This is a genomic window from Mitsuokella jalaludinii (genome assembly GCF_928722185.1).
GTDB lineage: Bacteria > Bacillota > Negativicutes > Selenomonadales > Selenomonadaceae > Mitsuokella > Mitsuokella jalaludinii.
Genome location: NZ_CAKMXA010000001.1, coordinates 52,009 through 64,300, shown reverse-complemented (window position 1 = coordinate 64,300; position 12,292 = coordinate 52,009). Strand labels below are relative to the sequence as shown.

The 12,292-nt window shown below is 62.1% G+C and carries 9 protein-coding genes; all 9 read right to left on the bottom strand.

Annotated features, from left to right (window positions below):
• Positions 1-4: 4 nt before the first annotated feature.
• Positions 5-610, bottom strand: a complete 606-nt coding sequence (locus QDI87_RS00260) for a lysophospholipid acyltransferase family protein (protein ID WP_036375201.1) — start codon at positions 608-610, stop codon at positions 5-7.
• Between the two features lie 4 nt (positions 611-614).
• Positions 615-1,271: a (d)CMP kinase gene (gene cmk / locus QDI87_RS00255; RefSeq protein WP_036375199.1), complete on the bottom strand. Its 657-nt coding sequence runs from the start codon at positions 1,269-1,271 to the stop codon at positions 615-617.
• A gap of 37 nt (positions 1,272-1,308) precedes the next feature.
• The gene (gene aroA / locus QDI87_RS00250; protein ID WP_278741910.1) at positions 1,309-2,613 is read right to left on the bottom strand and encodes a 3-phosphoshikimate 1-carboxyvinyltransferase; all 1,305 of its coding nucleotides are present in this window, start codon (positions 2,611-2,613) and stop codon (positions 1,309-1,311) included.
• A 44-nt stretch (positions 2,614-2,657) separates the two neighbouring features.
• Positions 2,658-3,902, bottom strand: a complete 1,245-nt coding sequence (locus QDI87_RS00245) for an NAD(P)/FAD-dependent oxidoreductase (protein WP_036375193.1) — start codon at positions 3,900-3,902, stop codon at positions 2,658-2,660.
• Positions 3,899-4,648 carry a pseudouridine synthase gene (locus QDI87_RS00240; protein ID WP_036375473.1) on the bottom strand — a complete coding sequence of 250 codons (750 nt, stop codon included), beginning with the start codon at positions 4,646-4,648 and terminating at the stop codon, positions 3,899-3,901. The genes QDI87_RS00245 and QDI87_RS00240 overlap by 4 nt, the downstream gene beginning before the upstream one ends.
• Positions 4,649-4,653: 5 nt before the next feature.
• Entirely contained in the window at positions 4,654-5,862 is a 1,209-nt protein-coding gene (locus QDI87_RS00235; RefSeq protein ID WP_244881919.1) for a D-alanyl-D-alanine carboxypeptidase family protein, read from the bottom strand.
• Between the two features lie 99 nt (positions 5,863-5,961).
• The gene (locus QDI87_RS00230; protein ID WP_036375188.1) at positions 5,962-9,348 is read right to left on the bottom strand and encodes a DNA polymerase III subunit alpha; all 3,387 of its coding nucleotides are present in this window, start codon (positions 9,346-9,348) and stop codon (positions 5,962-5,964) included.
• A gap of 109 nt (positions 9,349-9,457) precedes the next feature.
• Positions 9,458-11,056 (bottom strand): ribonuclease J, encoded by a 1,599-nt coding sequence (locus QDI87_RS00225; RefSeq protein WP_244881921.1) that lies wholly within the window; start codon positions 11,054-11,056, stop codon positions 9,458-9,460.
• Between the two features lie 433 nt (positions 11,057-11,489).
• Positions 11,490-12,281: a class I SAM-dependent methyltransferase gene (locus tag QDI87_RS00220; RefSeq protein WP_081828404.1), complete on the bottom strand. Its 792-nt coding sequence runs from the start codon at positions 12,279-12,281 to the stop codon at positions 11,490-11,492.
• Positions 12,282-12,292 lie beyond the last annotated feature (11 nt).

The window sequence follows — 12,292 nt, the reverse complement described above, 5'->3', positions numbered from 1 at the left end:
GGTTTTAGGAAATTTTTTCAATTTCTTCGCGCATGACCGCGATATGAGCCATGATTTCTTGCGAAAAGGCCTCAAGCTGCTCCTTGTCGCGTTTATCGCCCGTGAAATGCATCGGCTCGCCGTACATGATGGAGAGCTTTGGCAGGAAGCCGCCTTTCTGCATGATGCGGTCCGTACCGACGATACAGGCCGGCACGACAGGAGCACCGCTCATCGCGGCGAGCAGGCCGACGCCGGCCTCGGCCTTGTGGAGTTTCCCGTCCTTGCTGCGCGTGCCCTCTGGGAAGAGGCCGAGCACACGGCCCTGCCTGAGCACATTGACGGCCGCCTTGATGGCGCCGCGGTCTGCCGCGCCGCGCTTCACGGGGAAGGCATGGCAGCGGCGAATGGCCGCGCCGAAGATCGGGTGCTCGAAGAGCTCGATTTTCGCCATGTACGAGACGGGGCGCGGCAGGAACGTCGCGAGGAGCGGCGGGTCCCAGTTGCTCATGTGGTTGGCTGCGAGGATGACGGGCCCTTCTGCGGGCAGGTTCTCCTTGCCGTACGTCTTGGCGCGGAACAGCAGTTGAAAGATGACGGCAAAGATGATGCGGAGTGTCGTGTAAAGCATCGTATCACCTGCACATTCCGATGATGCGAGCGACGACCTCCGGGATCGTCATGCCCGTCGTATCGAGAAGCGTCGCATCGTCTGCCTGGACGAGCGGCGAAATCTCGCGCTCCATGTCGGCCTTGTCGCGCGCGGCGATGTCGTGCTCGATATCCGCGAGGTCAACAGCGAGACCTTTCTCTCGCAATTCCTTGTAGCGGCGGTTTGCGCGCTCCGCGATAGAGGCCGTCAGGTAGATCTTGACATCAGCGCCCGGCAGCACATTCGTCGCGATGTCGCGGCCGTCCATGAGGACGCCGCCGCGCTCTGCCATCTTGCGCTGCAGGTCGACCATCTTCTCGCGCACGGGGCCGAGCGCAGCTACCTTCGAGACAATGTGGCTGACCTCCGGCGTGCGGATCTCACTCGTGACGTCCTGGCCGTCGACGCGCACCGTCGTCTTGCCGTTCTCATACGAGAGGTCCACGTCGATGTCGGGGACGACAGCGAGGATCTTCTCATCCGTGACCTCACCGCCCTGCTGCAGGACCTTCCAAGCCACGGCGCGGTACATGGCCCCCGTGTCGATGTAGGTATAACCCAGTTCCTTGGCTGCGAGCTGTGCGACCGTGCTCTTGCCGGCGCCCGCCGGCCCGTCGATTGCTACTACGAGTTTCTTCAAGACAGATTCCCCCAAATCAAATTGATATGTACTGCACTCATGCCTGCAGGCGAGCCAGCGTGTCGTAGAAGGCCGGGTACGAGATCGTCACGCACTCGGGGCGCTCGATCTCGGCGCCCTCTCCGGCCGCGCCGAGGATAGCAAGCGACATCGCCATGCGATGGTCATCGTACGAGAAGCAGGTTGCCGCCCGCACCTTCGTGCCGCCGTGGATGACGAGGCCATCTTCGCTCGCCTCGACAGCACCCGGCGCGAGCTTGTTGAACTCGTCCGTGACAGCCTGCAGGCGGTCCGTCTCCTTGACGCGGAGCTCACCGGCACCCGTGATGACCGTATCGCCCTCTGCAAAGAGCGCAGCCACTGCGAGGACCGGGATCTCATCGATGAGGCGCGGCATGATCTCGGCGCCGAACGACGTGCCATGGAGCTTCGCCGCCTCGACGCGAATGTCAGCTGCCGCCTCGCCGCCGCTCACGCGCTCGTTCTCCAGCGTAATCTTGGCGCCCATCGCCTCGAGGACATCGAGGATGCCCGTGCGCGTCGGATTGACGCCGACGTTCTTGAGGAGCAGGTGGCTTCCCGGCACGACGGATCCCGCGACGAGCCAGTAGGCCGCCGAGCTGATGTCGCCCGGAACCTCGATGGATGACGGCGCATGGAACGATTCGACAGGCTCAATCGTCACAGCCGTGCCATCCTTCTTCGTCTCGACGCCGAAGGCCTCGAGCATGCGCTCCGTGTGGTCGCGCGAGGTGAAAGGCTCGATGACAGTCGTCGGACTGTCGGCATACATGCCGGAAAGCAAGATGGCCGACTTGACCTGTGCACTCGCGACAGGGCTCTCGTAGACCATGCCGTGCAGCTTCCCTTCAGCCGGCACGATCGTGATCGGCAGCTTCGTGTTCTTCTCGCGGCCGTAGATCTTTGCGCCCATCGCCGAGAGCGGCTTGATGACGCGTCCCATCGGGCGCTTGTGCAGCGAGGCATCGCCCGTGAAGGTCGTCAAGAACGGCTGCGGCGCAAGGATGCCCATCATGAGGCGCAGTGTCGTGCCCGAGTTGCCCGCATCGATGATTGTGGAAGCTTCGCGGAGGCCGTGCAGGCCGTGGCCGCAGACCACAAGAGACGTCTCCGACTCGAACTCGACAGAGGCGCCCAGCGCCTTCATGCAGGCCGCCGTCGAGAGGCAGTCCTGCGCGTGCAGGAAGTTCGTGATGTGCACGGGCGTCGAGCCGAGCGCCGAGAACATGACACTGCGGTGCGAGATGGACTTGTCGCCGGGGATCTCGATCGTGCCGCGCAACCCCTGCCTTGCCTTTGCAATCGTCTTCGTGTTTTCCATAGAGGTTCCTCCACTCCATTCATCAATCATACTTCAATAGCGCATCAATCGTCGTTCCAGACACTCCAGCAGCCGGCCGCATTGCCCATGGAGAAGGCCGCCTGCAGGTTGTAGCCGCCCGTGTAGGCATCGACATCGACAACCTCGCCGGCGAAGTAGAGGCCCGGCACGAGCTTCGACTCCATCGTCTTCGGATTGATCTCCCGCACGGAAACGCCGCCAGCCGTCACGATGGCCTCAGCGAGCGGCCGCGTCTTCGTGATGGTCAGCGTCAAGTGCTGCAGCGTCTCCGCGAGGCGGTGGCGCTCCTCCGCCGTGACCTGGTGGACCGGCTTTTCCGGGTCGAGGTAGGCGCAGTCAAGCACCGGCTCGATGAGCTTATGCGGCAGGAGGTCCAAGAGACCGTTCTTCAGCGACTTGCGGATGTGCTGCCCGAAGTCGCGCTGGATGCGCGCATCGAGCTTCTCCGGCGTCAGCGCCGGCTTGAGGTTGAGCTCGAGCTCGACGAACTTCCCCTCGGCAAGGCACTTGGCCGCCCTGCGGCTCATCGAGAGGATGATGGGGCCCGTCACACCGAAGTGCGTGAACATCATCTCGCCGAACATCTCCTGCACTTTCTCGCCGCCAGCGAGAAGTGTCGCGCGGACATTGCGAAGCGATAGGCCCTGGACATCTTTGACCCACTCTTCTTCTGTCTCGAGCGGCACGAGCGACGGGCGCAGCGGCACGACCGTGTGGCCGAGCTTCCTTGCCATCTCGTAGCCATCGCCCGTCGAGCCCGTGCCCGGATACGAGGCACCGCCCACCGCAAGGATCACGGCATCGGCCTTGTAGTGCGCGCCCGACTTCGTGCGCACGCCCGCCACGCGCCCCTCCTGCAACAGGATGTCCGCGACGGGCATCTCGAGCTCGATGCGGACGCCGAGCTCATGCAGCCGATGCACCATCGCGTCGACGACGTCCTGTGCTTTGTCGCTGACGGGGAAGACGCGATTACCGCGCTCGACCTTCACGGGCACGCCCTGCTGCCGGAAGAACTCCATGACATCCTGATTATCGAAGGCGCGCATCGAGCTGTTGAGGAAGGCGCCGTTGCCGTGGATGTTGCGGATGATCTCTGGCACATCGGCGGCATTCGTGATGTTGCAGCGCCCCTTGCCCGTGATCATCATCTTGCGGCCAGGCCGCTTCATCTTCTCGAGCAGAGTGACCGCCGCACCGTTCTCGGCCGCGCGGATGGCGGCCATCATGCCGGCTGGGCCGGCTCCTATGACTAGAATCTGTTTCATCTCGTTAACCCCGCCAATCTGTAGAGCCTGCTGACTTCTTCCTGCGTCAGGGTGCGGTGATGGCCGCGCGCGACGCCCTTCAGCGTCAGGTCGGCAAAGCGCACGCGCTTTAAGGCCTTGACATCACAGCCGACGGCTGCGAACATGCGGCGGACCTGGCGATTGCGCCCCTCGTGTATCGCGATAGACACGCGCGTGAAACCGCGCTCGCGCTCACTGAGCTCGCGCTCAGGGAGCAGGCTGACCTTCGCTGGAGCCGTCATACCGTCCTCGAGCAGCAGTCCATCCCGGAGCATCTGAAGCTTTTCCTCCGTCAGCTGCCCAGTCACGCCCGCATGGTACGTCTTCTCGACCTCAAAGCGCGGATGCAGGAGGCCGTTCATCAAGGTGCCGTCATTCGTGATGAGCAAGAGCCCTTCCGTGTTGTTGTCGAGGCGGCCGACCGGGTAGACGCGCTCCTTCACTTCCGGCAGGAGGTCGAGCACCGTGCGGCGGCCGCGGTCATCCTTCGCCGTCGAGAGATAGCCCTTCGGCTTGTTCAAGAGCAGGTAGACATGATGCTCCACCCCGCCGATTGCCCTGCCATCGACCGTGATGGCATGTGCTGCGGAATCGACCTTCGTGCCGAGCTCGCGCACGACTTTGCCGTCAACTCTGACGCGGCCCTCCAAGATCATCTTCTCCGCCGCGCGCCTTGAGGCGATGCCGGCCTGGCTGATGATCTTCTGCAAGCGTTCTTCTGCCATCGCCATCATCCTTTCACCAGTGACCGCAGGAAGTTCCAGACGGTCAGGAAGAACGAGCGGCGCGTGACGTCCGCTCCGGCGAGCAGATCGGTCGAAGCGACTTCCTTGCCGTCGAGTTCCACGACGAGACGTCCGACGGTATCGCCTTCCTTGATGGGGGCGCGCAGGCCATCGGCCTCGATGCGCGTCTTGTAGGCTTCGCCCTCGCCCTTGAGCTTGGCAAGCGTCAGCGTCTCAGCGGCCATGAGTGGCAGCTTGCGGCCCGTGCCGCCCGCGACACTTGCATAGCCCGCTACATCGCCCTCATGGACGATCGTATCCGGCTCCACATGCGCGAAGCCGTAGTCGAGCAGCTTGATAGAGTCGTTCCACATGTAGACCGAGTCGAGCACGACGGCGACGAGCTGCAGGCCGTCCTTCTTCGCGCCCGAGACGAGGCAGCGGCCGGCGGCATCCGTGTAGCCCGTCTTGACGCCGTTCGCACCGCGGTAGAGCCAGAGCATCTGGTTCTCGTTGCGCAGGTGATGCGACGAGTCCTTGACCCAGTCGAAGTCGATCTCCTTCGTACTGACGATTTTCTCGAAACCCGGCACGCGGTAGCCGTAAGCCGTGATCTTCGCGAGGTCGTAGGCCGTCGTGTAGTGGTCGTCGCGCGGCAGGCCATTGGCATTGGCAAAGTTCGTGTTGACGGCGCCAATCTCGTGCGCCTTCTCCGTCATCATCACGGCGAACTTGTCGACAGAGCCCGCGATGTGCTCGGCGACAGCGACGGTCGCATCGTTGCCGGAGTGCATCATCATGCCGTAGAGCAGGTCGCCCATGCGGATCTTCTCGCCCGCTTCGAGCCAGAGCGTGGAGCCCTCCGTGCCGGCCGCATTGCTGCTGACGGTCACCATGTCATCCATGTTCGAGTGCTCGAGCGCCAGGATGAGCGTCATGATCTTCGTCGTGCTCGCCGGGAAGCGGCGCTCGTCCTTGTTGCGCTCGTAGATCACCTGGCCCGACGCGGCGTCGATGACGACGGCCGAGCGCGCCGTCAGGTTCTGCAGCGGGTCATCGGGGCTGATGACGAGCCCCGGGATATCCGGGCGCGGCATCTCTTTGATATCATAGACAGCCTCTGCCTGAGCAGGCGTGGCGGTGAGCTGCGGCACGATGAGTGCCAGCGCAAGCCCGCCCGCGAGCAGGAGACGGCCGATAGTCCTCTGTTTCAATATCGTTTCAAACTCCTTATGTTCCCTCATTTTCCCTCAAGAGAAGGACAAATCATCCTTATTCTATCATCCATTTCCGCTTCCCGCAACAAGGCGCGCTCAGCGCTTCCGGACTTTGCTCGCACCGACGATGGACTCGAGCCGCTGGAATGTCTCCGCCGCGTCATCGAGCCAGAAATTCTCGCGGGCCTTCTGCCAGTGGCCGCCCGAGTGGAAGAATGTCGCGTATGCGCCGTGGTGCGCAACGATGAGCTGCTTCATCTCCTCACGCTTCGTCTCCGGAAGGCCGCCCGGTGGCAGCTCGATGTAATAGGCAAAGCGGTAGTCCTTGAGCGCCCAGACAGAATCAGCGATGATCTTGACCGACTCGTCCGTCATGTCGATGCGGCCCTGCACGACGACAGGCGTATCTGGCACGAGCAGGTTCATGTTCTGGTAGAACGTGCGCGGGAAGACGGTGACTTCGACGGAGTCGGTAAAATCCTCGACCGTCGCAAAGCACATTGTGTCCCCCTTCTTCGTCGTGATGCGCTTCGCCTCCGTCAGCATGCCGCCGATGCGCACGACCTGTTTGTCGCGCACGGCATCCGGCTGCAGGCTGCCGATGTGCGGCAGATTCTCAAGCTTCGCGGCGTACTGGTCCAAGGGATGGCCCGTGATGTAGAAGCCCGTCGCCTCCTTCTCCCAGTTCAGCAGCTCCGCCTTCGGCACCTCATCGATGTCCGGCAGCTGCAGCATGCCTGTCTCCTCGATCGTCTCGTCGGAGAACAGTCCCATCTGGCCGCTCACCGCGTCCTTCTGCTGCTGGGCTGCTTCCATGACAGTCTGCGGCAAGATGGCCAGGAGCTGGCTGCGCTTCGCGCCGAACGAGTCGAACGCGCCGCACTTGATGAGACTCTCGATGACGCGGCGGTTGACAACGCGCATGTCGACGCGGCGGCAGAAGTCGGAGAGCGAGCTGAACGGGCCGCCGTCCTCGCGGATGCGCGCGACGTTCTCGATGGCCGTCTCGCCGACATTGCGCACGGCAGCGAGGCCAAAGCGAATGGCTGCCCCGTCGACGCTGAAGTACGCAGAGCTCGCATTGATGTCCGGCGGCAGGATCTTGATGCCCATGCGGCGGCAGAGCTCGATGTACGTCGCAACCTTCGGCGTGTCCATGATGCTCGTGAGCATCGCCGCCATGAACTCTGCCGGGTAGTGCGCCTTGAGATAAGCCGTCTGCCAGGCGACGAGCGCATACGCCGCACTGTGCGACTTATTGAAGCCGTAGTCGGCAAAGTGCGTCAAGAGATCGAAGATCGTGTTGGCAAGCCCTGCCTCGATGTGGTTCTTCTCGCAGCCGGCGAGGAAGTTCTCTTTCTGCGCCATCAGGATCTCGTGCTTCTTCTTGCCCATCGCGCGGCGCAGGAGGTCTGCCTGGCCGAGCGTGAAGCCCGCGAGCACCTGCACGATCTGCATGACCTGCTCCTGGTAGAGCACGACACCGAACGTCTCCTTGAGGATGGGCTCTAAGAGTGGGTGCATGTATGTGACTTCCTTTTCCCCGTGGCGTCCCTTGATGAAATCCTCGACCATGCCGCTGCCGAGCGGGCCCGGGCGGTAGAGGGCGACGAGCGGGATGAGGTCGGCGAAGTTCTCCGGTGCGAGATCGCGCACGAGCTGCGTCATGCCGGCCGACTCCATCTGGAACACCGCCCCCGTCTTACCCTCGCAGAGCATTTTCGAGGTCAGCTCGTCCGTCAATGGGATCTTCTCGATGTCGACCGTCTCGTGGCGGCTCTTCTCGATGTTCGCGATCGTATCGCTGATGACCGTCAGCGTGCGCAGGCCGAGGAAGTCCATCTTGAGGAGGCCGAGCTCCTCGACGTGGTCCTTGTCGTACTCCGTGACGAGCGTGCCCTCCGAGATGGAGACCGGCACGTAGTCCGTCAGCGGGTGGCGCGCAATCACGACACCGGCGGCATGCGTCGATGAGTGACGCGGCAGGCCCTCAATCTTGCGCGCCAGGTCGATGAGGCGGCGGATGTCCTCGCTACTCTCGTACGCTTTGCGGAAGTCGGCTGACTCCTGCATCGCCTTGTCGAGCGTGATCTTGAGCTCGTTCGGCACAAGCTTCGCGATCTCTGCGACCTCGGCGTACGGCAGGTTGAGCACGCGCCCGACATCGCGGATAGCGCCCTTCGCCGCCATCGTGCCGAAGGTGACAATCTGCGCGACGTGATCGTAGCCGTAGCGCTCCTTGACGTAGTCGATGACCTTGCCGCGCTGGATGTAGTCGAAGTCGACATCGATATCCGGCATCGTCACGCGCTCCGGATTCAGGAAGCGCTCAAAGAGCAGGTCGTACTGCAGCGGGTCGAGGTCCGTGATGCCGAGCAGGTAGGCGACGATGCTGCCTGCGGCCGAACCGCGCCCCGGACCGACGCCGATGCCGTGCTCGCGCGAGTAGTTGATGAAGTCCCAGACAATGAGGAAGTAGCTGTCGTAGCCCATGCGGTGGATGATGCCGAGCTCGTACTCGAGGCGCTCACGGATCCTTTCCGTGACCGCCCCATAGCGGCGCGGCAAGTTCTCCTCACAGAGGTGGCGCAGATACGCTTCATCGTCGGCATACGGCGCGGGGATTGGGTAGTACGGCAACTGCAGCTGGCCGAAGGTGAAGTCGACCTCACAGCGCGCGGCAATCTTCTCGGTGTTGGCGATGGCCTCCGGAAGGTCCGGGAAGAGCGCCGCCATCTCCTCCGGCGATTTCAGATAGTAGTCGTCGCTCGGGAAGCGCATGCGGTCGGGGTCGTCGAACGTCTTGTTCATCTGGATGCAGAGCAGGATGTCGTGGAACTCGCTGTCCTCGCGGTGCACGTAATGCAGGTCGTTCGTCGCGACGAGCCCGACATCGTACTTCTTCGCAAGCTCGACGAGTGCGGCGTTTGCCTTGCGCTCCTCCGGCAGGCCGTGGTTCTGGATCTCGAGGAAGAAGTTCTCGCGGCCGAAGATCTCGAGGTACTCGCGCACGAGCGCATCGGCATGCTCGAGGTTGTCCTGCAGGATGGCGCGCGGGATCTCACCGGCGATGCAGGCCGACAGGCAGATGATGCCCTCATGGTACTGGCGCAGGAGATCCTTGTCGACGCGCGGCTTGTAGTACATGCCCTCGATGTTGGCCAGCGAGACGAGCTTAACGAGATTGCGGTAGCCCGTCTGGTTCTCCGCGAGCAGGATCAGGTGGTAATAGCGCACACCATTGACCTCGCGGTGTTCCTGGCGCGCGCCCGGGGCTACGTAGACCTCGCAGCCGATGATGGGCTTCACGCCCTGCTTCTTGGCTTCCTTGTAGAAGTCGATGACGCCGTACATGGCGCCGTGGTCGGTGATGGCGATGCTGTCCATGCCGAGCTCTTTCGTCGTCTTGATGAGCTCCTTGATGCGGCTCGCACCGTCGAGCAGGCTGTATTCCGTGTGGACATGGAGGTGGGTAAACGGCATGCTTTCACTCCTTCCCGTTTTCCTCTTGTGATACGGTCTATGTGATACAATCAGCAGAAAAGCCGGAGACGCAGCTCCGGCTCAGATTCCATATGGTACGATGGTACGCTCAGACTTCCATGATGATTGGCAGGATCATCGGGCGGCGGCGCGTCTTCTCGAAGAGGTAGCGGCCCAGCGCATCGCGCACATTCGACTTGATGGCGGCCCACTCCTTGACCTTCTCGTCCTCGCAGCGGTCGAGTGCCTGCTGCACGCGTGCCGTGGCCTCGTCCATCAGCGCTTCAGACTCGCGCACATAGACAAAGCCGCGCGAGACGATGTCCGGCCCTGCGACGACGCGGTGCGTCTGCTTGTTCATCGTGACGACGACGATCAGGATGCCGTCCTGCGAGAGCTGGCGGCGGTCGCGCAGCACGATGTTGCCGACATCGCCGACGCCGAGGCCATCGACCATGACCATGCCAGCCGTGACCTTGCCGGCCACCTGGCCCTTATCGCGCGTGAACTCCAGGATCTGACCGTTCTCGCTGATGAAGATATTCTCCTTCGGCATGCCGAGCTCGCGCGCGAGGCGGGCGTGCTGCACGAGGTGATGGTACTCGCCGTGGACCGGGATGAAGAACTTCGGGCGCACGAGATTGTGCATGAGCTTGAGCTCCTCGCGGCTCGCATGGCCCGAGACGTGGATGCCCTGATTGCGGCCGTAGATGACGTTGGCGCCGAGCTTCATGAGGTTGTCGATCGTCTTCGAAACGAGCTTCTCGTTGCCCGGAATCGGCGTAGCCGAGATGATGACCGTGTCGCCCGGCACGATGCCGACCTTGCGGTGGTCGGACATCGACATGCGCGTCAGAGCCGACATCGGCTCGCCCTGGCTGCCCGTCGTGATGATGACCATCTGCTCCATGCGGTAGTTGTGGATCTCGTCGATATCGACAATCGTGCCTTCAGGCGCCGTGATGTAGCCGAGCTCGAGTGAGATGTTGACGACGTTGACCATGCTGCGGCCGAGCACGGCGACGTGGCGCTTGTAGCGCACAGCCGTGTCGATGACCTGCTGGATGCGGTGGACGTTCGACGAGAACGTCGCGACGATGATGCGACCGCGCGCATTGTGGAAAGCGCGGTCAAATGCCGCACCGACCGTGCGCTCCGACGGCGTATGGCCCTCGCGCTCCGAATTCGTCGAATCCGCCATGAGCACGAGGACACCGCGGTTGCCGAGGTCGGAGAAGCGGCGGAAGTCCGTCATCTTGCCGTCAATCGGCGTGTAGTCGAGCTTGAAGTCGCCCGTGTGCACGATCATGCCGACCGGCGTCTTGATGGAGAGGCCGACGGCGTCAGGGATCGAGTGATTGACGCGGATGAAGCCGACACTGAAGCAGCCGACATTGATGATGTCGCCCTGCATGACCGAGTGCAGGTTGCTCGAGTCAACGCCGTTCTCCTTGAGGCGGCCCTCGAGGATGCCGAGCGTCAGGCGCGTGCCGTAGACCGGCACATTGATTTTCTTGAGGACGTACGGCAGTGCGCCGATGTGATCCTCGTGGCCGTGCGTCAGCACGATGGCCTTGATCTTATCCTTGTTCTCGATGAGGTAGCTGATGTCCGGGATGACGAGGTCGATGCCGAGCATGTCCTCATCCGGGAACATCAGGCCCGAATCAATGACGAGAATCTCGTCATCCACGCGGATGACTGTCATATTCTTGCCGATCTCCCCCAGGCCTCCGAGAGGGATGATCTGTAATTTCTGTGCTCCTTTAGCCAAAAAGTACACCTCCAAAGTGTTTGCTGCATCTCATAGCAGAATGCAAATGCCAAATTTATGATACATCTTTATTTTGATATACGTCGTGTATAGTTGCTGGATAGAAATCCCCTATCGTCTCATTCCAACTCTTATGACGCGCTAAGGGGACGCTCCCCTGAACATGACAAGAAATCCGTGCTGCCTCGAACGATGCAAGGCATCTGTCATGATGAACGTCGCGCAGGAATGGTAGTATGAAGTTTTTATCCGATCAAATCATTCTTTTTTATTGTATCATCAAGAAGCACATAAATCAATGTAAAAAGACACTTCCCGCAGGAAGTGCCTCAAAAAAGTGTATCGGGAAACATCCTCAGAAGGATGCTCAGAGGATGCGCACGCCGTAGTGGACCTTGCTGTAGCGGCCGCCCATGATCTGCGTGAAGCCGAGCCGCTCGAACTCCAGGCTGCGCGCGTTCTCCTTGAAGACGACACGGCGCCTTGCGACACGGCAGGCCTCCTCGATCATCGCCGGCGAGACGGGTGCGTGGTTGGCCACCGTGCGCAGCGGCGAGAGACTGCGGCTCTCGAGCAGCGGATGCCGGAACATCGGATCGAAGTAGACGACGTCGACCGAGTCATCCTCCTGCTGCTTCAGGTACGAGAAGGCATCTGCGCAGACCGTCTCGATGCCGCGCATGGCCTCCTGTATCGGCCAGTTCTCCGCCTTGAAGTGCGCGAGGCCGTAGCCGACGACCGTCTCGATGAGCGGCTGCGACTCGATGCCCGTGACCTTTCCCTCCGGGCCCACGGCAAAGCTCGCGACGATTGCATCGGCGCCGAAGCCGAGCGTGCAGTCGAGCACGCTCATGCCGTGCGAAAGGCCCATGGCCTCGACCATGCGGTCGCCCGTGCCCGCGCTGCCGAAGCGCAGGTTCTTGAGGCGCAGATGCGCCATATTCGGGTGGAAGAAGAGATCGCCTGCCGGTGTCGAGAGCGTCAGCAGCCCCTGCTTCGCGATCAGGATGAAGTCGACCCCGTAGCGCTCGCGCAGGGCTTGGCCCGAGAGATTCGCGCGCGGCACATAGGGGATCTTCGCGTGCTCCGCCGCCCATTTTGCCAGGGAGACGGCATCATCCGTGCACTTGCGGCCCGTCGTTGCGATTGCCTGAACCATCGTATCATCCT

Excerpts from the sequence above, each read along its gene's own strand:
- QDI87_RS00225 (WP_244881921.1), bottom strand. The coding sequence starts at position 11,056 with ATGACAGTCATCCGCGTGGATGACGAGATTCTCGTCATTGATTCGGGC.
- QDI87_RS00220 (WP_081828404.1), bottom strand. The coding sequence starts at position 12,281 with ATGGTTCAGGCAATCGCAACGACGGGCCGCAAGTGCACGGATGATGCC.
- aroA (WP_278741910.1), bottom strand. The coding sequence starts at position 2,613 with ATGGAAAACACGAAGACGATTGCAAAGGCAAGGCAGGGGTTGCGCGGC.
- QDI87_RS00245 (WP_036375193.1), bottom strand. The coding sequence starts at position 3,902 with ATGAAACAGATTCTAGTCATAGGAGCCGGCCCAGCCGGCATGATGGCC.
- QDI87_RS00230 (WP_036375188.1), bottom strand. The coding sequence starts at position 9,348 with ATGCCGTTTACCCACCTCCATGTCCACACGGAATACAGCCTGCTCGAC.
- QDI87_RS00260 (WP_036375201.1), bottom strand. The coding sequence starts at position 610 with ATGCTTTACACGACACTCCGCATCATCTTTGCCGTCATCTTTCAACTG.
- QDI87_RS00240 (WP_036375473.1), bottom strand. The coding sequence starts at position 4,648 with ATGGCAGAAGAACGCTTGCAGAAGATCATCAGCCAGGCCGGCATCGCC.